Origin of the sequence: Yoonia sp. (genome assembly GCF_965660735.1) — a bacterium.
Classification (GTDB): domain Bacteria; phylum Pseudomonadota; class Alphaproteobacteria; order Rhodobacterales; family Rhodobacteraceae; genus Yoonia.
On record NZ_CBFIBD010000011.1, the window covers coordinates 45,120 to 65,044 of the forward strand.

A 19,925-nucleotide genomic window follows, 5' to 3' on the forward strand; every position below is an offset into this window, starting at 1 on the left:
ATCATGCAGGATATGCCGCCGTTCACCATCGGTATTGAAGAAGAATACCTGCTGGTGGATCCGACCACAATGGCGCTGGCCAGCGCGCCTGACGCGCTGATCACCGCCTGCAAGGCGGATCTGAAAGGGCAGGTCAGCCCCGAATTCCTGCAATGCCAGATCGAGATCGGGACAGGCATCTGCCACACCATCGCCGAGGCCCGCACTGACCTGCGCAATCTGCGCCGCACGGTCGCCCGCCATGCGGCTGATTTCGGTCTGGCCCCGATTGCGGCGTCCTGTCACCCGTTCGGGGACTGGAAAAACCAGGTTCATACCGACAAGGAACGCTATAACGCGCTGCATCGGGAACTGGCCGGGGTCGCCCGGCGGATGCTGATCTGCGGCATGCATGTGCATGTGGGCATTCCCGATAACGAAGAACGGATCCGCCTGATCAACCAGCTGAAATACTTTCTGCCGCATCTGCACGCGTTGTCCACATCATCGCCTTTCTGGCAGGGCGAGGATACGGGGATGCAATCCTACCGGCTGTCGGTGTTCGACAATATGCCGCGCACCGGACTGCCGCCGCGCATGACAGACTGGGCCGAATACCAATCGACAGTGCAAACGCTGGTCGACCTGGGGCTGATCGAGGATGCCTCGAAGATCTGGTGGGACCTGCGCCCGTCCGCCAATTTCCCTACCATCGAATCACGCATCTGCGACGTGGCGCCCAGGCTGGAGGTGACACTGACACTGGCCGCGCTGACCCAGTGCCTGACGCGGATGATCTGGCGGCGCAACCGCGATGGCGACGGCTGGCGGGTCGTTCAGAATTTCATGATCGCCGAGAACCGCTGGCGCGCACAGCGCTATGGCGTGTCGGAAGGGCAGATCGATTTCGGCGAAAAATGCCTGATCCCCTTCACGCAAGTCGCCGATGACCTGCTGGAGTTGATCGCCGAGGATGCCGCCGCACTTGACTGCACGGCCGAGGTCGCCCGCATCGGTGATATCGTGGCACATGGCACCAGCGCCGACCGCCAACGCGCCGCCCGCGATGCAGCCCTTGCCCGTGGCGCGACACCGCACGAGGCGATGCAGGCGGTGGTGTCATCGCTGATCGGGGAGTTTCATGCAGGTGTGTGAACCGAATGGCGGTGCAGAGCAAGCGAGAGCCGATGTCCGGAACGACTTGAAAACATGCATGTTGCGGCTCGGTTTTCGTAGGAAACGCTGCGCTGAATTCTGATGGTGTTGGGCGTAAACGGTGCTAGGCTGCGACATCGGGTCATCCTGGCCGTTGGAGGTCGCTTGAATGACGAGAGGGAGCTACGGGCAGTTTTGCCCGGTCGCAATGGCATCCGAAGTGCTTTGCACCAGATGGACTATGGTCCTAATCCGTGAACTTGTGGCGGGCTCCACAAGGTTCGGCGACCTGCGACGCGGCGTTCCCCGGATGTCTCCCACACTTTTGTCACAACGGCTTAAGGAACTCGAAGCTGCCGGGATCATCACCCGCAGACCTGTGGCTGATGAAGTGGGCATTCATGAATATCAGCTGACGACAGCCGGGAAAGACCTGAAACAGATCGTGGAATCTTTCGGTATCTGGGGGCAGAAATGGGTCGAAACGCAGGCTTCACTTGAGAACCTGGATCCCTCACTTCTCATGTGGGACATGCGGCGCAACATCAATCCCGCGCCGCTGCCATCGCAACGGACCGTCATTCAGTTTCGCTATCCAGAACTTTCCGCCAATCGCCGGGATTGGTGGCTTATCATTGATCCCGAAGCAAAGGTCGAAGTCGATCTCTGTGCAAAAGATCCGGGTTTTGATGTCGACCTATGGGTCACCACGGATCTCAAGACAATGACGGCGATCTGGATGGGGTTGTCTTCGGTGAAAGACTCGCAATCGCAACTGATATTTGATGGCGACCCAGCATTGGCCCGATCCATGACACAATGGTTGGGCCTGAGTCATTTCGCCGCCCAGAAGAAGATTATTGGTTAGTCGTCGTGTAGTGGGGGAGTCCAGTTTCAGGACTATCGGTATCGCCCTGTTTCTTGCACTGCTTGTCAGGAAACCCCAAGACGATGGAGAAAGTCATGACCGATACCCTTTATTCTCGCCTCGGAGGCGCAGAGGCAATTGCGCGGATTGCATCCGACCTCGTCGATAACCACATTGCCAACCCACTGATCGGTAAGCGCTTCGCCGGCAGCGATGTGATCGCTATGAAGAAGAAGGCAACGGATTTCTTCTCGATGGGTTCTGGCGGCCCCAACAATTATAATGGGTTGGATATGCTGAGTGCCCACAAACACATGAACATTTCCGACAACGAATATATGGCTGCCGTTGATGATCTGATGAAGGCACTGACGAATGCCGGCGTGGGGGATCGTGAGAAGTCCGAGGTTCTCTATATCTTCCACACGCTTCGCCCCGAGGTCGTTGGTGTGTGAAGGGCAGGACACATGATTTGGCAGAGGCATCACCAGAGCTTCCCTGATCGCTTTCTGCAATATGGCGCCGGCTGCGACGTAGCGCGGATTGTGCTTGCCATACGCTGAAAAACTCCATGGTCAGCCCCGCTACATCACCTCATCAAACGTCTGCCGCAACGCCACGTCCAGATCGTCCATCGTTACGGGCAGGCCCAGATCGACCAGTGATGTGACGCCGTGGGCGCTGATGCCGCAGGGGACGATGCCGTCGAAATGCCCCAGTTCGGGGTCCACGTTGATCGACAGGCCGTGGAACGACACCCATTTGCGCAGGCGGATGCCAAGGGCGGCGATCTTGTCTTCGGCCGGTTGTCCGTCGGGCTGCAACGGCTTGTCAGGCCGCTGGACCCAGACGCCGACGCGGCCTTGACGGATTTCGCCCTTGACGTTGAATGTCTCCAGCGTGGCGATCACCCATGCCTCTAGACACTGCACAAAACGGCGCACGTCGCGGCCGCGTTTGCCGACGTCCAGCATGACGTAGACGACCCTCTGGCCCGGGCCGTGGTAGGTGTATTCGCCGCCGCGTCGCGCCTGGTGCACCGGAAACCGGTGCGGGTCGATCAGATCGGCGGCTTTGGCGGATGTGCCGGCGGTATAAAGGGGGGGATGTTCCAGCAGCCAGATGCATTCATCAGCCGCGCCCCTCGCGATGGCATCGACGCGCGTCTCCATGAACGCCAGCGCATCGGCATATGGCGTCAGCCCGTCACTGATGATCCATTCCGGCATGATCGTTTCCTTCTTTGATGCGGATATGACCGCAGCTGCAGCCTTTGTCACCCCCGCGCCGATTTTTGCACTTGAGAAGGGCAAGGCAGTTGGTTACAGACCCGGCTACCGAACCATGGTTTTGCGGTCGTGGCGGAATTGGTAGACGCGCAGCGTTGAGGTCGCTGTGAGGTAACACTCGTGGGGGTTCGAGTCCCCCCGACCGCACCAGGCAGGTTGGTATCCCACGCAGCGCAGGCATCCGATCTGGCCACTCCTGGTGCTTGCCTCGGAAAAGAATTTCCGGCATGTCGGGCGCCATGACATCACACCCACACCGCCCGCCTGCGCCGCAGGTTCGCATGCGCATCGTCTTTGGCCGGGACGAGATGATCGGGCCGGGCAAGGCAGAGCTGATTGAACGGATTGACCGTTGCGGGTCGATTGCAGCAGCAGGCCGCGAGATGGGCATGAGCTATAAACGGGCATGGGAGCTGATCGGTGCCCTGAACACGATGTTTCGCGCGCCGCTGGTGAAAAGTACACGCGGCGGGGCCGGGGGGGGTGGTGCTGTGTTGACCGACCTCGGGCACGAGGTTCTTGCGCAATATCGCGCCTTTGAGACCGAGGCAGCAACAGCGGGTGCTGCGCGTCTTGCGGCGCTGCGCGGGTTGTTAAGGGATATTCCCGACGAAAAATAACGCTTGACCGGATGATCTTCTGCCTGCGATGTATTTCGCAAAACATATCCAGCCCTGAAAGGTGTAGCGGGTGTCCAAGTCTGCCTTCATAGCCAAAGCCGCTGCAACAACCGGTGTTGCGATCGCGCTTGGCGTTTGTGGCGCACGCGTTGCGTTTGCGGACGAAATTACTGTTTTCGCTGCAACCAGTATGACGACCGCGCTGGCCGAGATCGCGGAGGACTTCGAAACGGCCACCGGGCATGATCTGGTGATGTCCTTCGCCGGTTCCTCGGCACTTGCGCGCCAGGTCCAGCAGGGTGCGCCCGCCGACATTTTCATTTCGGCCAACCCCGGCTGGATGGATGTGCTAGAAGTGGATGGCCTTGTAGAGAAAGGCACGCGGTTCGACTTGCTTGGCAATTCCATGGTGCTGATCGCGGCGGGCGCCGATGCCGCACCGGTCGATATCGAACCCGGAATGGACCTTGCCGGTCTTCTGGGTGATGGCCGTCTGGCGATGGCGCTGGTCGATGCGGTTCCGGCGGGCATCTACGGCAAGGCATCGCTGGAGGCCCTTGGGCTGTGGGACGGGATCGCGGCGCAGGTCGCGCAAGCGGATAACGTCCGTGCGGCACTTGCCTTTGTCGCGACAGGCGAAGCGCCCTACGGGATCGTATACGCGACCGATGCGGTCGCAGACGGTCGCGTTTCCGTGGTGGGCACCTTCCCTGCTGAAACGCATCCGCCCATTATTTACCCTGTGGCGGATCTGGCGAACCGCGATATCCCGGCAGAGGCCGCGTTCCTGGAATATCTGCGTGGCGCACAGGCGCGCGCGGCATTCGAGAGGCAGGGTTTCACTGTCCTGGCGCAATAACGCATGATTGACTGGCTTGGTCCTGAAGAGTGGAAAGCAGTCGCGCTCTCTTTGCAGGTTTCCTTCTGGGCGACGCTGGTCAGTTTGCCGCCTGGTATCCTCACTGCGTATGCACTGGCGCGCTGGACCTTTCCTGGCAAGCAGATATTGAATGGTATCGTCCACTTGCCGCTGATCCTGCCGCCGGTGGTGACGGGCTATCTTTTGTTGCTGACGCTTGGCACACGCGGGCCTGTCGGCAGTATTCTGGCCGATTGGGGGATTATCTTTGCCTTTCGCTGGACTGGGGCCGCCGTGGCCGCCGCTGTGATGGCCTTTCCCCTGATGGTGCGTGCGATCCGGCTCTCGATCGAGGCTGTGGATCCTAAACTGGAACAGGCCAGTGCCACTCTGGGGGCCGCACCCGCCTGGGTGTTCCTGACTGTCACCCTGCCCATGGCCCTGCCCGGCATCATCGCGGGCACGATTCTGGCCTTTGCCAAGGCGATGGGGGAATTCGGGGCCACCATCACCTTTGTATCCAACATCCCCGGACAGACCCGCACGATCCCTTCTGCGATCTACGCCTTCTTGCAGGTGCCGGGCGGTGAGGGGTCTGCCATGAAACTGGTTATCGTGTCGGTCGTTCTGGCCATGGGCGCGCTGTTGCTGTCGGAATTGATCGCGCGGCGGGTGGCCGTGCGGGTGGGGGGGAAATGATGCTGGATGTCTCTGTCCGCCATTCTTTTGGGGCATTTTCGCTTGACGCACATTTCCGGGCACCGCCTGGGTTGACGGTCCTGTTTGGCCGATCCGGCTCGGGCAAGACGACGATTGTGAATGCAGTGGCGGGCTTGTTGATGCCCGACGAAGGCCGTGTCGCCGCAGGCGATTGGGTGCTGCTTGATACCGGGAGTGGGATTCGCCTGCGGCCGCATCGCCGCCGACTGGGGTATATCTTTCAGGAAGGGCGGCTGTTTCCGCATCTGAGCGTTCAGCAAAACCTTGCTTACGGCGGGTGGTTCGCGCCCAGGGACGCCCCGCGCGAGAATATGGATCATGTCGTCGAGGTGTTGGGCATCGGCCCCCTGCTGGACCGCCGTCCCGGTGCGCTGTCGGGCGGGGAAAAGCAGCGCGTCGCCATCGGCCGGGCGCTTCTCTCGGCGCCGCGCCTGATTTTGGCCGATGAACCGCTCGCCGCACTGGACGAGGCGCGCAAGGCCGAGATCTTGCCCTATTTCGAAAGGTTGCGCGACGAGGTAAGCGTGCCGATCCTCTATGTCAGCCATTCCGCGTCAGAGGTGGCGCGGCTTGCCACCACCGTCGTCGCGCTCGATGCCGGGCGGGTCGTGGCGCAGGGGCCGGCGGCCGATGTGCTGGGCAATCCCGCGGTGCTGCCTGCCGGCGCTCGCGAGGCCGGCGCGGTATTGACCGCGCGCGTGATCGCCCACCATGACGACGGACTGACCGAGCTTGACGCTGGCGGCATTCCCCTGTTTCTGCCGCGCGTCGCGGCGGCACCGGGCAGCATGCTGCGCGTGCGCATTGCAGCCCATGACGTGATCCTGTCGCGGGCACGGCCAAAGGGGCTGTCGGCGCTCAACATTCTGCCCGGAACGATATGCGACATACGTTCAGGCGACGGTCCCGGCGCAATCGTGGCATTGGATACTGCTGCAGGACGTGTATTGGCCCGGATCACCCGCCGTTCGGCGCAGGCGATGGGGTTGGCAGCGGGCGTCGACGTCCATGCCATCGTCAAGACCGTCTCGGTCGCCACAGGGGACATCGGCGCCGTCGGCGTGCCATGATACCGCACGATGTCTGCAAATGTGGCGGAATGGCAGTCGGGCCGTAAAAATCCTGCTCGGAGAGGTGCTTGGATAGGCTGCATGACGCATGTGATTGTCTCACCAGTTTGTCGCACCGGAAAGCCAAGCGTTCTAAGGCACTGTTTGAAAACAGAATGGTGGGCGACCCTGGAATCGAACCAGGCGTGCGTCTCCGCGAGGGAGTTACAGTCCCCTGCCACACCTTGCGGCCTGTCGCCCACTGAACGGCTGATTACCTGTGGCCCAATGGTGCGTCAACCGCAAAAGCGCGCGGTTTGAACGATCAATGGGCATGTTGGCTTCACAGGGCTACCGATGTCAGGTATCGGCTGGCGATAGCATCAGGATCAGATCGGACAGAAGATGAAAAAGCCAAAGTGGGTTATCGCAAAAGAGCAGGACAAGCGGGCGGCGGCCAATGAAACGGTTTGGCTTTTCGGATTGCATGCGGTGCGCGATGCACTTTTGAATCCCGCGCGGACGAAACTTCGGCTGGTCGTCACCCGCAACGCCTTGGAGCGTCTGGGAGATGCGGTGGCAGAGGCGGGAATTGAACCTGAACTTTCGGATCCGCGGAAATTTGCAGCACCGCTTGATCCGCAATCGGTGCATCAGGGGGCCGCGCTGGAGGTCAAACCGCTGGATTGGGGCAGCCTTGAGGATGTGGCGTTGGGCGAGGGGCCAACCCCACCCCGGATCGTGCTGCTGGACCGGGTGACGGACCCGCATAACGTGGGCGCGATCCTGCGATCGGCGGAGGTGTTCGGCGCGCGCGCGGTTGTCGCAGTGCAGCGCCACGCGGCCCCGGAAACCGGCGCGCTGGCGAAAACGGCCAGCGGTGCGCTGGAACGGCAGCCCTATCTGCGGGTGCGTAATCTGGCTGACGCAATGGAGGCGCTGCGGGGGATGGGCTATCTGGTGCTGGGCCTTGACGGTGAGGCTGAGCAGACCATCGAAGCGGCCGTTGAAGGGAAACGCGACAGGCCCGTTGCGCTGGTCATGGGGGCCGAAGGGCCGGGGCTGCGCGAAAAGACGCGAGAGACCTGCGATGCGCTGGTACGGATTGACGCAGCGGCCGGATTTGGCTCTCTCAACGTCTCAAATGCAGCGGCGGTGGCCCTATATGCTGCACGGGGGTAAAGCCGATGCCAGCGACCAAGATTGCAACCTGTTGTTACTGCGGCAGCCGCACAGCGTTACGCCTGCGCGGCAAGGAGCGTCATGAACTGACCTGTGCCAGTTGCGCAGCGCCATTGCATAATCTCAAGATGTTTCCCGTCACCCCGGGCATGGCCACCGCGCCTGCGGCGACGCCCGCCCGCCCGGCCCGTCGTGCTGAACAACCAAAGTATGCACAACCGCGCCGCCCGGCAAAGAAACGAAAGGTTGGCCGCTTTGCCCGCAAGTTATGGGAAGAAATATGGGACGAACTGGAGGATATTTTTGACTGATCCGGTCATTCACACTGCGCAGGCTGTTCACGATTATCTGATCAACCCTTTTGCGCGGCGATGTGATCCCCATCTAATAGTCAGGAAGCGCGCCACTGGAACAGGCCGCTTCCCCTCACTGTCCCTCGTTCCATACCTGCGCCCGGGTTCAACCGGGCGCTTTTTTATGAGGCGGTTCGGGGCTAATGTGTCGCCATGACATATACCGACTCGCATCTGCGCCGCATTCTTGACCGGACCCGCACCATTGCCGTGGTCGGGGTTTCCGCCAATCCCGTTCGCCCCAGCTATTACGTCGCGCGCTATCTGGGGCTGAAAGGCTATCGCGTCATCCCGGTCAATCCCGGTCTGGCGGGCCAGACCCTGTTGAGTGAAACGGTTTATGCCACGCTGACGGATGTGCCCGACGATGTGGATATGGTTGATATCTTTCGCCGTTCTGACGCGGTGCCGCCCATCGTGGACGAGGCGCTGGCCCGCTGGCCCGACTTACAGACGATCTGGATGCAGATCGGGGTCGAACATGCAGAGGCCGCAGAAAAGGCCCAGGCGCGCGGTGTCGATGTCATCCAGAACCGCTGCCCCAAGATTGAATATCAGCGGTTGTGCGGTGAATTGCGCATGGGCGGGTTCAATACCGGTGTGATTTCGTCGAAACTTTAGCGGCTGGCCTTTTCGGCGATGCCCGATGTGCCTTGCCGGCGTGCCAGTTCGGCCATCACATCCTCAAGCCGGACGTCGCGCGCGGCCAGCATGACCAGCAGGTGATAGATCACATCCGCTGCCTCTGATGTCAGGCGGTCTTTGTCGCCTTTCACCGCCTCGATGATCGCTTCCACCGCCTCTTCGCCGAATTTCTCGGCACATTTTTCGGGGCCTTTGGACAGCAGTTTTGCTGTCCAGCTGCTCTCGGGGTCGGCGGTTTTGCGTGCGGCGATGATCGCAGCCAGATCGTCAAGGGTCATGTCAGCCTCACAGGGATGCCAGCGGCCGCCATATGCGCCTTGGCCTCGGCGATTGTATAGGTGCCAAAGTGGAAGATCGACGCGGCAAGCACCGCAGATGCATGACCCTCGGTCACGCCTTCGACGAGATGATCCAAGGTGCCGACCCCGCCCGAGGCGATCACCGGCACATCGACCGCATCCGCTATTGCGCGGGTCAGGGGGATGTTGAACCCCGATTTGGTGCCGTCCCGATCCATCGAGGTCAGCAGGATTTCACCCGCACCCTTTTCAACAACGGTCTGCGCGAATTCCACCGCGTTGATGCCTGTTGCCCGGCGCCCGCCATGGGTGAAGATCTCCCATTTTCCGGGACTGACGGTTTTTGCATCAATCGCCACGACGATGCACTGCGACCCGAACCGCATCGCGGCCTCGGCCACCACATCGGGGTCGGCGACGGCGGCCGAATTGAAACTGACCTTGTCCGCCCCCGCCAGCAGCAGATTGCGCACATCATGATGCGTGCGCACCCCGCCACCGATGGTCAGCGGCATGAAACATTGTTCCGCTGTGCGTGTCGCCAGATCATACATTGTGCCGCGGTTTTCATGGGTCGCATGGATATCCAGAAAACACAGTTCGTCCGCGCCAGCCGCATTATATGCGATCGCGGCATCGACAGGGTCGCCCGCGTCGATCAGATCCACGAAATTGACGCCTTTGACGACACGGCCATCGGCCACGTCCAGACAGGGGATGATACGGGTTTTCAACATGGCGTGATCCATAGGCTGAACAGGGCGAAATGGGAAGGGGAAGGTGATAGAGTACGACACGCTATAGCAGGAGTTCTTGATGAAGTATCTGGTCGCCCCGGCCCTGATCGGGCTTTCAACAATGGCCACGGCCGCGGATGTCACGAAACAATCGCCCTTGTCGGTCACGCAGACTGTCGATGGGCTGGAGGCCGCAGTGACAGGCGCAGGTGCCACCGTGTTTGCCCGTGTGGATCACGCCGCAGGTGCGCAAAGCGTCGGTAAATCCATCCCCGATGCGCAACTGTTGATTTTCGGCAACCCCGCGCTGGGCACTCTGGCGATGGAGGATGACATCCGCGCGGGTCTAGTCCTGCCGCTGCGGGTGTTGGTCTATCGGGATGCGGATGGACATACCCAGATGACATGGACCCCGGCAGAGGATCTGTTCGCGGGGATGAATATCGCCGCTGATGCCGCAGTGATCGCACGGATCAACGGCGCGCTGAACGGGCTGACCGACCGCGCGATGAGCGCGCATTAATCGCCCGACAGCGCCTGCAAGGCCGCCCGCAGATCAAGCGCGCCGTCATAAAGCGCGCGCCCCGAAATCGCGCCGGATATCACGCCAGTGTCGCGCAGCGCCAGCAGGTCAGCCATGGACGACACGCCACCAGATGCGATGACGGGGATACTGACCGCGCGGGCAAGATCCGCAGTGGCCGCAATATTGGGGCCTTTCATCGCGCCGTCGCGCAGGATGTCTGTATAGATGATCGCAGCGATGCCGGCGTCCTCGAACGAGCGGGCCAGATCGGTGACCATCACATCTGTCTCCTCGGCCCAGCCACGGGTCGCGACACGGCCATTGCGGGCGTCCAGCCCGACTGCGACCTGACCGGGGAACGCACGGGCCGCGTCCCGCACCAGATCGGGGTTTTCCACCGCAACGGTGCCCAGAATGACCCGTGCCAGCCCCTTGTCCAGCCAGCGTTCGATCGTTGCCATGTCGCGAATACCGCCGCCCAGTTGCGCAGGCACCGGGCAGGCTTTCAGGATCGCCTCGACCGGGGCGGCATTGACGGGTTCACCGGCAAAGGCCCCGTTCAGATCGACCAGATGCAGCCATTCACACCCGGCATCGACAAAGGCGCGCGCCTGCGCCGCCGGATCATCGTTAAATACGGTCGTCTGGTCCATATCCCCATGCACCAGCCGCACGGCGTTTCCGTCTTTCAGATCAATGGCAGGATAGAGGATCATCGGCGCGCCCTTTCGCATGTTTGGCGCGTTTATGCATGCAGGCGGGCAGATTGCAACGGGCAGAACATGGTATACGGCCTGCCTGAACTGATGTGCCCGGCGGCTGCAAATAGACTATGCTTGTCGACAAGGCCCCTGATTTGTGGCTTGTCGAGCAGGAAGGATACACCGATGGAACCATTCACGATCTGGATCGCCGGAACAGCCGGTGCATGGGCCATTGGCCGCACATTGGATCAGACCAGCAATTTCGCCGAAGACGTCTTGCGGCGGGTCTCGGACAGTGGGACGGAGTTCCTTAACCACGATCCGCGCCACGTAAACCAATGCTACGCGGAAGTCGGCCCAAAACTTGCAGGCAGTTTGCCCTATCTGGAAATCGCTGATTTTTCTGATGACATCCGGCAAGGCCGGACGTCGCGCATCATGGCGCGGGTCAATTCCGACCCGTTTTTCACCCAGGCGACCGATTTCGAATGGGCCCAGGCACGCGCGCAGGCCTATCTCGACTATCGGTCCAAGGGCTACGCGGCCAGCGATTCACCGGTCATGCGGATCGCGTCTGCAACGCAGTCCGCCGACGGGCTGGAGGTTGGCATAAGGCCGACACGGTATTTCTGCCAGGCGGAAAGCAACCTGGTACTGGACAAGAAAACCACTATCCTTTCATACGAAAAGAAACAGGTTACCGTCACGCTGCGCCAATTGCTGTCTGCCGGTCAGGATCTTGGGTTGCCGCGGCTTGACGACAAGAGATTGGCGAACTCATTGGGTGTCGTTGTCTGTTTTCTGTCGAAGGATCGCGAAGGCCGCATCGCGCTGCGCATGGTGAAACGTGCCAAGGAAGTCGGCGTCTTTCCCGGTGGCGTGCATCCCGCGATGAGCTGCGCGATCAAATGGGACCATGAAAGGGTCTACCAGCCAGAGATGGATCTGATGGATCTGATCCTTCCGGATATCCAGCGCGAAATGGTGCAGGAAACGGGGCTTGATCCGTCGCAGTATTCCACACCGATCCCGTTGTCGTTCTGTCGGGAATTCCTGCGTGGCGGCAAACCGCAGCTTTTTTGCCTTTCATATACGGATTTGCCCCAGCACGACCTGAACGCCGCCCGAGACCGCCAGATGAAGACACAGCGTGCATACCGACCTGAAAAAGTCGAATTGCTGGGCTCCGGCTGGCTGTCGGCACACGACCCTAGCGCGGCAATTGGCGGTCGGCTGCCGGGAAACCTGACCCATGAAGGTGCAGCGGCGTTCCATCTGGTGAACCGCCTGTTTGCAGGGGCCGGGACCCAACGTCAGGCTTGATCGGCGATGGTGCGTCCGCGCAAGGTTGCATCACGACTAAAGGAGGAAATTGAGTATGAAGACACTGGCGATCACAACGCTGGCCCTTTTGGGCCTGGCCGGACCTGTACTTGCCGACCCGCTGGAGGGCATGTGGCGCACGGCGCGCGACGACAACGGAAATTCCGGAATCATTCAGGTCGCGCCCTGTGGCGACGCCCTCTGTGGCACACTGGTGCAATCCTTTGATGCCGATGGCAATGAATTGACCACGAACAATATCGGCCGCCAGATCATTTCACAGACCATTGCGCGCGGCGATGGCGCCTATCGCGGCAAGGTCTGGTCACCGGACCGGGACAAAACCTATAATTCGCGGCTGCAACTGACCGGGAACACGTTGTCGGTATCGGGCTGCGTGCTGGGTATCTGCCGCGATGGCGGCACCTGGACACGCGCGCAATAAGGGGCAGGGGGCTAGCCTGCCCGCAGCCCCGTTTCCACCAGCATCCCGCGTCGCTTGGCCTCGTAGTAATAGCCGCGTGCATACCAGCCGACGGCCGCGTCTTCGCTGCCGTCCGAAACCAGCCATGCACCGCGCAGGTATTTCCCCGCATATGCCAGGTTGGTTTCCGCATCCAGCAACCCTTCGGGCGATCCGCGATAGCCCATTGTCCGGGCTGTCTGGGGCAAGATCTGCATCAACCCGTAATAAGGACCGTTGCGCGCGGCCGGATTATGCGTGCTTTCGCGCACAATCACCCGGTGCAACAGCGTCACAGGGATGCCGTGAATTTTTGCGTATTTGTTAATCAGCCGCCGCAGTTCGGGTGTTTCATTGGGATAAAGCGGAAGGTCGCGGTTTGCTCTGTTCACCTGTTGCGGCGATCTGCGCCCGCAGCCGACGAGGGCCATTGTCGCACCCAATAAAACGAAACGCCGTGTCAGCATCGGTGACTTTTCCTTTTTGTGTCAGGGCATCCAGCGCAGGAAATTGCCGATCATACGCAACCCTGCGGCCTGGCTTTTCTCGGGATGAAATTGCGTGCCGATGATGTTGTCGCGGCCCACGATGGCGGTGATGTCGCCTGCGTAATCGACATGCGCCAGACGTTCCACCGGGTTGGCGACCTCCATCGCATATGAATGAACGAAATAGGCATGCTCGCCCGTTGCGATGCCCTCCAGCACCGGATGCGGATGGTCGATCACCAGATCGTTCCAGCCCATATGCGGCACCTTCAGAGCCGGATCGGCGGGGGTGATCCGGCGGATGTCGCCCGCGATCCAGCCGAAACCCGGGGTTTCTTCGTATTCATGGCCTGTTGTCGCCAACATCTGCATCCCCACGCAGATGCCAAAGAAGGGGACCGCGCGGGTGATCACGGCCTCTGTAATCGCCTCGGCCAGACCAGTTTGGGCGTAAAGCTGTGCGCGACAATGAGGAAACGCCCCGTCACCGGGCAGCACGATCCGGTCAGCGCGTGCCACCACGTCTGGGTCGCCGGTCACTATGATCGGCCCGGCGCCAGCTTCGGCGGCCATCCGCTCGAACGCCTTTTGCGCAGAATGCAGATTGCCGCTGTCGTAGTCAATCAGCGCGGTTGTCACAGGCTGCCTTTGGTGGATGGGATGGCGTCGGCCTTGCGCGGATCAACCTCGACCGCTTCGCGCAGCGCACGTGCGACGGCCTTGAATGCGGCCTCTGCGATGTGGTGGGCGTTGAAGCCGTGCAGCCTGTCAATGTGCAGCGTGATGCCGCCGTGGGTGGACAGTGCCTGAAAGAATTCGCGCACCAGTTCGGTGTCAAACGTGCCGATCTTGCCAAATGGCAGGTCCAGATTGCAGATCAGATAGGGCCGCGCGGACAGATCAAGTGCTGCGCGCACCTGTGCGTCATCCATCGCCAGATGACACGCCCCATACCGCCGGATACCGCGCTTGTCTCCCAGCGCCTGCGACAGGGCCTGACCAAGGGCAATTCCCACATCCTCGACCGTGTGGTGATCGTCGATATGTAAATCGCCCGTCGCCCGCACGGTCATGTCAATCAGCGCGTGGCGCGACAACTGGTCCAGCATATGATCAAAAAACCCGACGCCGGTCTGGTTGTCGTATTGGCCGGTGCCATCAAGGTCGATGGTCACGGAAATATCAGTTTCGGCGGTCTGGCGGGTGATCGTTGATGTCCGCATGGGATGTTCCTGACTGTCGCTGTTACCTGCTTCTATAGGGGTATCGCGGGCGGGGGCCAAGGGTGCGCGGGTCTTCACATCCGTTTTCAGCAAAATTTAAGACATGTGGGGGTAGTATCGGGCAAGTTGCTGCCAACCATCAGGAGAATCCGATGAAAGCCCTTATTCTGCGCAAGAACGCGACAGCGACGGCACGCTGTGCCCAAGCCTTGATTGGCAAGGGATTTCAGGTTGTCTGTGTAGATACACGCACGGTCGCGCGGGCGCTGATCCAACTGGAAACGATTGACCTGTTGGTCATGGATGAAAAGGTGGATGGGCGTCTGACTCATGCGCTGGCGCTATCTGCGGAGCGGCGCAACCCCTATGTCAGCGCCATCATCGTAACCGACCGGACGGGGCCCGAAACGGACGAGCTCTATGACCTGATCCCTTGCCTCTATGGCTTGGTGGGATCGGAAAGTTCGGGGCGGCTGATCAGCCAGCTTGCGCTGGCGTCGACCGAAAATTTCGACGAAGCACAGGCGCGCGTGCATCGGTTGTCGCAGTTCGTTGCGGCAGATGATGGCGATGCGGCCTTGGATGATGCCGCACTCGATCTTTTGCTGGCACAAGAGGATGCGGCGCTGCACGGTGCAACTGACGCTCCGGTCGATGATGCGGCACACGTCCTTGATACGATGTCCGCGATGGATGTTTCAGATCAGGCGGTCAAGTGCGACGACGGGGTGGAAGCCGACAATGAAAAACCGCAAGGCCCGGCGCATGAGATCGATCAATATGAAGAGCATGAAACGCCAGTGCGGTCCCTGGTCCTTTATCCCGCCGGCGATGTGCAATTTGCAGCTCTGAAAATGTCGCATCGTTTCACGGTGTCGGGGCCGGCATTGATAGTTGATGAAGCAATGACATGCGCTGCTGCCGCATCATGATGCGGCCGGATATGTCAGAACGTTGAATTCAACGTCAGTCCGAATGATGTCGTATTGCGTGTAAAGCGGCTGATATTGCTGTCGGCAACGCTGCCACTGATCGTCAGGCCGGGGGTAAATCCCGCATAGGAAAGATCATCAAATCCCATATTGATGGTGTAGAAAAACGTCTGATCCTCGCGGCCGCCATCGACGGGAATGAGCACCGTATATGCGGGATAGTCTGACCACTTGATTCCGGCACTTATCCCCAACGTCACCGGGCCGAACGGTTCTGCCCAAGCATAGGATCCTGCAAGGCTCCAGTCTTCATAGGTATAGTTGACACTGTCGCCGTCGCTTTGCGTATAAGTCAGCGTTGCGCCGATCCTGTCTTTGTTATCCAGCTGTTGCGTCACGCTGCTGCGCAGAATAGTGCGGTCAATGGTGCCAATCCCGGTCTGCACATAGGTCTGGCGTTCGTGCGTGGCTGACAACTGCAATCCAGTCTTGTCCGAGAGCGGCACTGTGCGGGCCAGCGACAACCGCCTGAAATCATAGTAATCTTCGCGCCCGAAATCATATGTTCCAAAGGTTAACCGCCCGCCAAAGCTGCCGTTTTCCAAAATCCGATCATAGCCCAAGCTGATATCAGCCGCATCGGTGGCAAAGTCCCGGCCTGATATGTTGGCCGTGTTCTGGCCGTTTTCCAGCCGCACGCGCGAGGCTTGAACGCCGATCGCGACGGTGGCCCGGCTTTTTTCAGTTTGGGTCAGACGATACTGGCTGCGCAGACCCAGCACCGCACGAACCCCCGCCAATGCCTGTGCATCCGGTGACAGGGTGCCATCAGGCAGGCCGGGGGCGGTCAATATCTCATCTTCGGCGCCGCCGTTGACGTTGTTGGACGGCACAAGTGCGAATGACAGGCTGTTTGACCACGGGTTCAGGCGGCGCAGGCGCGCGGCGTCTTGTGTGGTTCTGGCGGTTTCCGTCTCGTTTGGCGCTACGGTCAGCGCCCGGCGCAGCCAGAGCGTGGCAAGCGTAAAACGTTCCTCGCGTGCAGCGGCCAGTGCCGTCAGGCGGGCGGCCTCATACCTTTGGGTGTTCGTATCAGACAGGGCCCATGCCCGCGCACCGGCCTTGCGCCCTGTCGCCGGATCAGCAAGGGCCGCCACAATGACAAGGGCCGTGCGATCATCCGGGTTCGCCTGCAACAGGCGTTCGGCGATCTGTAGGGCTGTGTCTTCCTCTCCGGCGCGAAATGCCTGCACTGCAATGGCACGCGCGTCGTCCAGCGACAGCGTCAGTGTTGTTTGTGCGCTGGCGAAAGAGCCGAACAGCCCGATCGCCAGCGCGAATATCCATTTATTCATTCACATCTTCTACAATGCTACAAACAGCTGTTTCACCTGCCGTGCCACATTGGCTCAGCACGAAAATCCCGTATTCCTCGGCGCTTGATATTCCGGCAAAATCACCGTCAAGATGAACGCCCCCACTCATCGAGCTTGCATCGGTGCCGCCCAGAACGCCGGCAAAGGTGCCGATGCCAGAGAGGCTCTCGTTTTCGGCATTGCCGGCAAAGGAACCGTCAGCAGCAAGCGCGCCATCGACCAGGATCACATTGCCAAGTGTTACACCAACGCCGTCTACATCACTACGGTTATAAATTGCGCCGTTTACCCCGTTGTCGGCAAAGTCGACGTTGAAAAAGATGTCCCCGCTGACGCGACCGGGCCGTTCCGGCAACAGAACGTCAGGTGCGCCAGTGACCGGCGTTGGGGCGGGGCTGACATTCAAAAGGCCCACATATGACCCCGCATAACTGGCAAGCCCGCTTTCGGGGGCTGTATAGTCTCCGATCTGTGCATAGTTTGCACCACCAAAGTAGCGGTTGAACTGCCCCCCATCCATCACGACAACAGCTTGCGACGTGCCATCCGTGGATGCGGCCGCCAACGCTGTGGCAAAACGATCAAGCGGATCATCCTGTTGTGTAAACGCGATATAACCGGTGAGATCATCGGTTGCATTGCGCTGATACGGTGTCGCGAGCGTATCGCCATCGAGTGATTTCAGCGTGACAAGCAAAGTTTCACTTCCTGGAACAGCCGGGTCAAAGGTTACAGACTGAAGATTGGCAGCAATACCGGGCGCGACACCTTCTGCGGGTGTGACGGGCGTGACCGGCGTGCCGGTGCCGGGGTCCACGTCTGTCGGACTTTGAACATCGTCACAAGCGGACAAGAGAGCAGCAGCAGCGAATGCAACAGCATATATTTTCATGAATAACTTCCTCGGTTTCAAAACGTTGCGGGCAAACTTGCGGGTGGAGTGATGACTGTCAAGAAGCAACCAGCAGATGAACAAAATCCGTTTTGGCGCGTTGGTGGTTTTGTCACAGCCCCCCATTGCCTATAGTTCAGCGACTCATCCCCAGACCGGAGACAGCGATGCCCATCACCCCCGACCAACAGGCAGAGATCGACGCCCTGCGCGCCAGCCCCAAACCCACCCTGCGTGCCGTCGCCGACGGGATGGAAGCGCATCTTTACAACGCATATGACGTTCTGGATCACGGGTTCATCCGCGTCATCGACTATATGGGCGACGATGCCGCGATCTGTCAGGCGGCGCGTGTCAGTTATGGCAAGGGCACGAAATCTGTCTCGAATGACGCGGGCCTGATCCGCTATCTGATGCGACACTGGCATTCGACGCCGTTCGAGATGTGCGAGATCAAGCTGCACGTCAAACTGCCCGTCTTTGTCGCCCGCCAGTGGATCAGGCACCGCACCGCGAACGTCAACGAATATTCCGCGCGTTATTCGATCCTGGACCGCGAATTCTATATCCCCGCGCCCGAGGATCTGGCCGCGCAATCGGTCATCAACAACCAGGGACGGGGTGAAACACTCTCGGGCGAAGAGGCCGCGCGCGTGCTGGAATACCTCAAGGGCGACGCGGCGCGTTGCTATGACCACTATGCCGAGATGATCTCGGACGAGGGCCAGCAGGGCCTTGCCCGCGAATTGGCCCGCATGAACCTGCCCGCCAACATCTACACCCAATGGTATTGGAAGGTGGACCTGCACAACCTGTTCCACTTCCTGCGCCTGCGCGCCGACAGCCACGCCCAATACGAAATCCGCGTCTACGCCGAAGAGATCTGCAAGGTCGTCGCCGATTGGGTCCCCGCCGCCTACGGCGCCTTCGAAGATTACCGCATGGGCGGTGCGACACTCTCGGGCAAGGCGATTGATTGCGTGCGGCGTATGCTGAAGGGCGAAGATGTGACGCAGGAAACGAGCGGCATGAGCAAGGGGGAATGGCGGGAGTTTATGGGGGTGATTGGGTGAGTGCCTGTGTAGATTGAAATTCAATATCCACATGGATGAGAGCGGTGAGGCCGGAGTCGCCATAGTCCGGGATGGCTTTTGAGGCGGCGCTTGTAGGTAGGCCAAGCTGATCAGTCCCGCCCGTGTTCGATTAATAAGGCCCGGTGGACCTTTTCCAGCATGTCTCAAACCCTCCCCCATGGGGAGGGGGGTATAGAGATATCCGCAGAAAAATACTCTGGCCTACAAACGAAAGCCCGCATCTCACCGTGTGGGCTTTTGCTTTGGGGAACTATCCCTATCGGTCGGAGCGGTCGAGGGTGGCATGGGTACCGTTCATGATAGACAAAGATAGATCTAAGTGTTTGTTGTCTGTCATAATGGTAAAAATCTTTTTAAGACTCTCATCTATGTCGCAGGAAACAAATTGATTACTTCTTTCCATGAGATGAATGGAACTATTGGTTCACTGGTCTTTATTTGGTCAGGGTTGGAAAAATCTCTACGCATCTCAATTCAAAAGCTTCATGCGGGTGAGATACCAAAATCGTCATATGGTATTTCGAGGTCTCTTGATGCATGGCAGCAAGCTGTTGCTCCGAGAGTTAACAATCGCCCACTTCAAACAGTGCTGAGTAATCGTTTGGTAGAAATGCTGAAAGAGGCCCTCGTGATAAGGAACCTTGTCTGTCACGGACTGATTGGCATTAAAGCACAGTTTCATGCTGAAGAACCTGAAGCGAACCTCACAGTGGAACTAGGCGATGATAAACGTGTGCTCACCTGGAGCCAACTTCAGGAATTATTTGACTGGATGTCGCGGGCGAGTTGGCTGATCGACGATTTGACTAAAGCCGCAATGGATAATGACGATGAGCGGAGCAATGCTAGGCTTCGCAGCTGGGAGAGATTTCCCAACCAGAAATGAGGTGGCAGAGATACCATCTGTTTTCCCATATGTTGATGTGCGGGCTTTCGATTTGGGTGAGGTCAGCTCGGTTTGTGAAAGTGCCGTTGTACTCGATGAACAACCATTCGAGCCAAATCGGGCGAAAGACGACAGACACCGTCAGTCTGTCGGATAAAGTCCGCCCCTGTGAACGTCTCGTTCATCACCAACTCCAAAACAGCACGATCTACAATAGGCCGCAGAGGTTCCATCAGGTCATAGACGAATGATTGGACTTCCCG

26 protein-coding genes and 2 tRNA genes are annotated in these 19,925 nt (G+C 59.6%); 17 read left to right on the top strand and 11 right to left on the bottom strand.

The annotated features are described in order from the left end of the window. Positions 1–3 precede the first annotated feature (3 nt). The 3 genes from ACTG4B_RS06490 to ACTG4B_RS06500 all read left to right on the top strand — a co-directional run bounded on the left by ACTG4B_RS06490 (position 4) and on the right by ACTG4B_RS06500 (position 2,457). Positions 4–1,134, top strand: coding sequence for a carboxylate-amine ligase (locus ACTG4B_RS06490; protein WP_439154876.1), 1,131 nt, complete (start codon positions 4–6; stop codon positions 1,132–1,134). A 208-nt stretch (positions 1,135–1,342) separates the two neighbouring features. Further along, positions 1,343–2,002 carry a winged helix-turn-helix transcriptional regulator gene (locus tag ACTG4B_RS06495; protein ID WP_439154901.1) on the top strand — a complete coding sequence of 220 codons (660 nt, stop codon included), beginning with the start codon at positions 1,343–1,345 and terminating at the stop codon, positions 2,000–2,002. A 95-nt stretch (positions 2,003–2,097) separates the two neighbouring features. Further along, the gene (locus ACTG4B_RS06500) at positions 2,098–2,457 is read left to right on the top strand and encodes a group I truncated hemoglobin (protein ID WP_439154877.1); all 360 of its coding nucleotides are present in this window, start codon (positions 2,098–2,100) and stop codon (positions 2,455–2,457) included. A 129-nt stretch (positions 2,458–2,586) separates the two neighbouring features. Here the strand turns inward: ACTG4B_RS06500 and lipB are convergent, their stop codons facing one another. Then, entirely contained in the window at positions 2,587–3,258 is a 672-nt protein-coding gene (lipB, locus tag ACTG4B_RS06505) for a lipoyl(octanoyl) transferase LipB (protein WP_439154902.1), read from the bottom strand. A gap of 96 nt (positions 3,259–3,354) precedes the next feature. Between lipB and ACTG4B_RS06510 the strand changes: the two genes are divergently transcribed. The 5 genes from ACTG4B_RS06510 to modC all read left to right on the top strand — a co-directional run bounded on the left by ACTG4B_RS06510 (position 3,355) and on the right by modC (position 6,560). Continuing rightward, positions 3,355–3,441: transfer RNA gene (locus ACTG4B_RS06510), tRNA-Leu, on the top strand. An 89-nt stretch (positions 3,442–3,530) separates the two neighbouring features. Continuing rightward, complete coding sequence (locus tag ACTG4B_RS06515) at positions 3,531–3,911, top strand: winged helix-turn-helix domain-containing protein (RefSeq protein WP_439154878.1); 381 nt, start codon at positions 3,531–3,533, stop codon at positions 3,909–3,911. An 88-nt stretch (positions 3,912–3,999) separates the two neighbouring features. After that, positions 4,000–4,770: a molybdate ABC transporter substrate-binding protein gene (gene modA, locus ACTG4B_RS06520; RefSeq protein ID WP_439154903.1), complete on the top strand. Its 771-nt coding sequence runs from the start codon at positions 4,000–4,002 to the stop codon at positions 4,768–4,770. A 3-nt stretch (positions 4,771–4,773) separates the two neighbouring features. Next, positions 4,774–5,469, top strand: a complete 696-nt coding sequence (modB, locus tag ACTG4B_RS06525) for a molybdate ABC transporter permease subunit (protein WP_439154879.1) — start codon at positions 4,774–4,776, stop codon at positions 5,467–5,469. Beyond that, positions 5,469–6,560 carry a molybdenum ABC transporter ATP-binding protein gene (gene modC, locus ACTG4B_RS06530; RefSeq protein WP_439154904.1) on the top strand — a complete coding sequence of 364 codons (1,092 nt, stop codon included), beginning with the start codon at positions 5,469–5,471 and terminating at the stop codon, positions 6,558–6,560. Before modB ends, modC begins: the two co-directional genes overlap by 1 nt. A gap of 156 nt (positions 6,561–6,716) precedes the next feature. Here modC and ACTG4B_RS06535 read toward each other — a convergent pair. Next, positions 6,717–6,800 (bottom strand) — tRNA-Tyr (locus ACTG4B_RS06535). 144 nt (positions 6,801–6,944) lie between these two features. Between ACTG4B_RS06535 and rlmB the strand changes: the two genes are divergently transcribed. The 3 genes from rlmB to ACTG4B_RS06550 all read left to right on the top strand — a co-directional run bounded on the left by rlmB (position 6,945) and on the right by ACTG4B_RS06550 (position 8,695). Continuing rightward, positions 6,945–7,721, top strand: coding sequence for a 23S rRNA (guanosine(2251)-2'-O)-methyltransferase RlmB (gene rlmB, locus ACTG4B_RS06540; protein ID WP_439154880.1), 777 nt, complete (start codon positions 6,945–6,947; stop codon positions 7,719–7,721). 5 nt (positions 7,722–7,726) lie between these two features. After that, positions 7,727–8,032: a hypothetical protein gene (locus ACTG4B_RS06545; RefSeq protein ID WP_439154881.1), complete on the top strand. Its 306-nt coding sequence runs from the start codon at positions 7,727–7,729 to the stop codon at positions 8,030–8,032. Between the two features lie 195 nt (positions 8,033–8,227). Beyond that, complete coding sequence (locus ACTG4B_RS06550) at positions 8,228–8,695, top strand: CoA-binding protein (RefSeq protein WP_439154882.1); 468 nt, start codon at positions 8,228–8,230, stop codon at positions 8,693–8,695. On the opposite strand, the gene ACTG4B_RS06555 is transcribed toward ACTG4B_RS06550, so the two are convergent. Together ACTG4B_RS06555 and hisF are read right to left on the bottom strand one after the other, a co-directional pair. Continuing rightward, on the bottom strand, positions 8,692–8,997 hold the full coding sequence (locus ACTG4B_RS06555) for a phosphoribosyl-ATP diphosphatase (protein ID WP_439154883.1): 306 nt from the start codon (positions 8,995–8,997) through the stop codon (positions 8,692–8,694). The two genes, ACTG4B_RS06550 and ACTG4B_RS06555, sit on opposite strands and share 4 nt — an antisense overlap. Beyond that, positions 8,994–9,755 (bottom strand): imidazole glycerol phosphate synthase subunit HisF, encoded by a 762-nt coding sequence (gene hisF, locus ACTG4B_RS06560; RefSeq protein WP_439154884.1) that lies wholly within the window; start codon positions 9,753–9,755, stop codon positions 8,994–8,996. Before hisF ends, ACTG4B_RS06555 begins: the two co-directional genes overlap by 4 nt. A gap of 79 nt (positions 9,756–9,834) precedes the next feature. On the opposite strand from hisF, the gene ACTG4B_RS06565 reads away from it, so the two are divergent. Continuing rightward, entirely contained in the window at positions 9,835–10,278 is a 444-nt protein-coding gene (locus tag ACTG4B_RS06565) for a DUF302 domain-containing protein (protein WP_439154885.1), read from the top strand. Here ACTG4B_RS06565 and hisA read toward each other — a convergent pair. After that, positions 10,275–10,997 carry a 1-(5-phosphoribosyl)-5-[(5-phosphoribosylamino)methylideneamino]imidazole-4-carboxamide isomerase gene (gene hisA, locus ACTG4B_RS06570; RefSeq protein WP_439154886.1) on the bottom strand — a complete coding sequence of 241 codons (723 nt, stop codon included), beginning with the start codon at positions 10,995–10,997 and terminating at the stop codon, positions 10,275–10,277. The two genes, ACTG4B_RS06565 and hisA, sit on opposite strands and share 4 nt — an antisense overlap. A 171-nt stretch (positions 10,998–11,168) precedes the next feature. On the opposite strand from hisA, the gene ACTG4B_RS06575 reads away from it, so the two are divergent. Continuing rightward, positions 11,169–12,308: a hypothetical protein gene (locus ACTG4B_RS06575; RefSeq protein WP_439154887.1), complete on the top strand. Its 1,140-nt coding sequence runs from the start codon at positions 11,169–11,171 to the stop codon at positions 12,306–12,308. Positions 12,309–12,363: 55 nt separating this feature from the next. After that, positions 12,364–12,753 carry a DUF2147 domain-containing protein gene (locus ACTG4B_RS06580; RefSeq protein WP_439154905.1) on the top strand — a complete coding sequence of 130 codons (390 nt, stop codon included), beginning with the start codon at positions 12,364–12,366 and terminating at the stop codon, positions 12,751–12,753. Between the two features lie 11 nt (positions 12,754–12,764). Here the strand turns inward: ACTG4B_RS06580 and ACTG4B_RS06585 are convergent, their stop codons facing one another. From ACTG4B_RS06585 to hisB, 3 genes are read right to left on the bottom strand one after another with little or no spacing between them, the layout of a single operon-like run. After that, positions 12,765–13,238, bottom strand: coding sequence for a transglycosylase SLT domain-containing protein (locus tag ACTG4B_RS06585; RefSeq protein WP_439154888.1), 474 nt, complete (start codon positions 13,236–13,238; stop codon positions 12,765–12,767). A gap of 21 nt (positions 13,239–13,259) precedes the next feature. Continuing rightward, positions 13,260–13,898: an imidazole glycerol phosphate synthase subunit HisH gene (gene hisH / locus ACTG4B_RS06590; RefSeq protein WP_439154889.1), complete on the bottom strand. Its 639-nt coding sequence runs from the start codon at positions 13,896–13,898 to the stop codon at positions 13,260–13,262. Then, positions 13,895–14,482: an imidazoleglycerol-phosphate dehydratase HisB gene (gene hisB, locus ACTG4B_RS06595; RefSeq protein ID WP_439154890.1), complete on the bottom strand. Its 588-nt coding sequence runs from the start codon at positions 14,480–14,482 to the stop codon at positions 13,895–13,897. The genes hisH and hisB overlap by 4 nt, the downstream gene beginning before the upstream one ends. Before the next feature lie 152 nt (positions 14,483–14,634). Between hisB and ACTG4B_RS06600 the strand changes: the two genes are divergently transcribed. Further along, the gene (locus ACTG4B_RS06600) at positions 14,635–15,414 is read left to right on the top strand and encodes an imidazoleglycerol-phosphate dehydratase (protein WP_439154891.1); all 780 of its coding nucleotides are present in this window, start codon (positions 14,635–14,637) and stop codon (positions 15,412–15,414) included. A gap of 14 nt (positions 15,415–15,428) precedes the next feature. Here the strand turns inward: ACTG4B_RS06600 and ACTG4B_RS06605 are convergent, their stop codons facing one another. Both ACTG4B_RS06605 and ACTG4B_RS06610 read right to left on the bottom strand, forming a co-directional pair. Continuing rightward, entirely contained in the window at positions 15,429–16,769 is a 1,341-nt protein-coding gene (locus ACTG4B_RS06605; protein ID WP_439154892.1) for a surface lipoprotein assembly modifier, read from the bottom strand. Then, positions 16,762–17,682 carry a thymidylate synthase gene (locus tag ACTG4B_RS06610; protein ID WP_439154893.1) on the bottom strand — a complete coding sequence of 307 codons (921 nt, stop codon included), beginning with the start codon at positions 17,680–17,682 and terminating at the stop codon, positions 16,762–16,764. Before ACTG4B_RS06610 ends, ACTG4B_RS06605 begins: the two co-directional genes overlap by 8 nt. A gap of 167 nt (positions 17,683–17,849) precedes the next feature. Between ACTG4B_RS06610 and thyX the strand changes: the two genes are divergently transcribed. Together thyX and ACTG4B_RS06620 are read left to right on the top strand one after the other, a co-directional pair. After that, entirely contained in the window at positions 17,850–18,755 is a 906-nt protein-coding gene (thyX, locus tag ACTG4B_RS06615) for an FAD-dependent thymidylate synthase (protein ID WP_439154894.1), read from the top strand. 340 nt (positions 18,756–19,095) lie between these two features. Continuing rightward, positions 19,096–19,662 carry a hypothetical protein gene (locus tag ACTG4B_RS06620; RefSeq protein ID WP_439154895.1) on the top strand — a complete coding sequence of 189 codons (567 nt, stop codon included), beginning with the start codon at positions 19,096–19,098 and terminating at the stop codon, positions 19,660–19,662. Positions 19,663–19,724: 62 nt separating this feature from the next. Here ACTG4B_RS06620 and ACTG4B_RS06625 read toward each other — a convergent pair. Next, the coding region (locus tag ACTG4B_RS06625; RefSeq protein WP_439154896.1) for a CRISPR-associated endonuclease Cas1 at positions 19,725–19,925 on the bottom strand (201 nt) is incomplete at its 5' end.

Excerpts from the sequence above, each read along its gene's own strand:
- hisF (WP_439154884.1), bottom strand. The coding sequence starts at position 9,755 with ATGTTGAAAACCCGTATCATCCCCTGTCTGGACGTGGCCGATGGCCGT.
- thyX (WP_439154894.1), top strand. The coding sequence starts at position 17,850 with ATGCCCATCACCCCCGACCAACAGGCAGAGATCGACGCCCTGCGCGCC.
- ACTG4B_RS06545 (WP_439154881.1), top strand. The coding sequence starts at position 7,727 with ATGCCAGCGACCAAGATTGCAACCTGTTGTTACTGCGGCAGCCGCACA.
- ACTG4B_RS06575 (WP_439154887.1), top strand. The coding sequence starts at position 11,169 with ATGGAACCATTCACGATCTGGATCGCCGGAACAGCCGGTGCATGGGCC.
- ACTG4B_RS06565 (WP_439154885.1), top strand. The coding sequence starts at position 9,835 with ATGAAGTATCTGGTCGCCCCGGCCCTGATCGGGCTTTCAACAATGGCC.
- hisA (WP_439154886.1), bottom strand. The coding sequence starts at position 10,997 with ATGATCCTCTATCCTGCCATTGATCTGAAAGACGGAAACGCCGTGCGG.
- hisB (WP_439154890.1), bottom strand. The coding sequence starts at position 14,482 with ATGCGGACATCAACGATCACCCGCCAGACCGCCGAAACTGATATTTCC.
- ACTG4B_RS06490 (WP_439154876.1), top strand. The coding sequence starts at position 4 with ATGCAGGATATGCCGCCGTTCACCATCGGTATTGAAGAAGAATACCTG.
- ACTG4B_RS06515 (WP_439154878.1), top strand. The coding sequence starts at position 3,531 with ATGACATCACACCCACACCGCCCGCCTGCGCCGCAGGTTCGCATGCGC.
- rlmB (WP_439154880.1), top strand. The coding sequence starts at position 6,945 with ATGAAAAAGCCAAAGTGGGTTATCGCAAAAGAGCAGGACAAGCGGGCG.
- ACTG4B_RS06550 (WP_439154882.1), top strand. The coding sequence starts at position 8,228 with ATGACATATACCGACTCGCATCTGCGCCGCATTCTTGACCGGACCCGC.
- modC (WP_439154904.1), top strand. The coding sequence starts at position 5,469 with ATGCTGGATGTCTCTGTCCGCCATTCTTTTGGGGCATTTTCGCTTGAC.
- ACTG4B_RS06580 (WP_439154905.1), top strand. The coding sequence starts at position 12,364 with ATGAAGACACTGGCGATCACAACGCTGGCCCTTTTGGGCCTGGCCGGA.
- ACTG4B_RS06555 (WP_439154883.1), bottom strand. The coding sequence starts at position 8,997 with ATGACCCTTGACGATCTGGCTGCGATCATCGCCGCACGCAAAACCGCC.
- ACTG4B_RS06585 (WP_439154888.1), bottom strand. The coding sequence starts at position 13,238 with ATGCTGACACGGCGTTTCGTTTTATTGGGTGCGACAATGGCCCTCGTC.
- ACTG4B_RS06495 (WP_439154901.1), top strand. The coding sequence starts at position 1,343 with ATGGCATCCGAAGTGCTTTGCACCAGATGGACTATGGTCCTAATCCGT.
- ACTG4B_RS06605 (WP_439154892.1), bottom strand. The coding sequence starts at position 16,769 with ATGAATAAATGGATATTCGCGCTGGCGATCGGGCTGTTCGGCTCTTTC.
- ACTG4B_RS06600 (WP_439154891.1), top strand. The coding sequence starts at position 14,635 with ATGAAAGCCCTTATTCTGCGCAAGAACGCGACAGCGACGGCACGCTGT.
- ACTG4B_RS06500 (WP_439154877.1), top strand. The coding sequence starts at position 2,098 with ATGACCGATACCCTTTATTCTCGCCTCGGAGGCGCAGAGGCAATTGCG.
- modB (WP_439154879.1), top strand. The coding sequence starts at position 4,774 with ATGATTGACTGGCTTGGTCCTGAAGAGTGGAAAGCAGTCGCGCTCTCT.
- ACTG4B_RS06610 (WP_439154893.1), bottom strand. The coding sequence starts at position 17,682 with ATGAAAATATATGCTGTTGCATTCGCTGCTGCTGCTCTCTTGTCCGCT.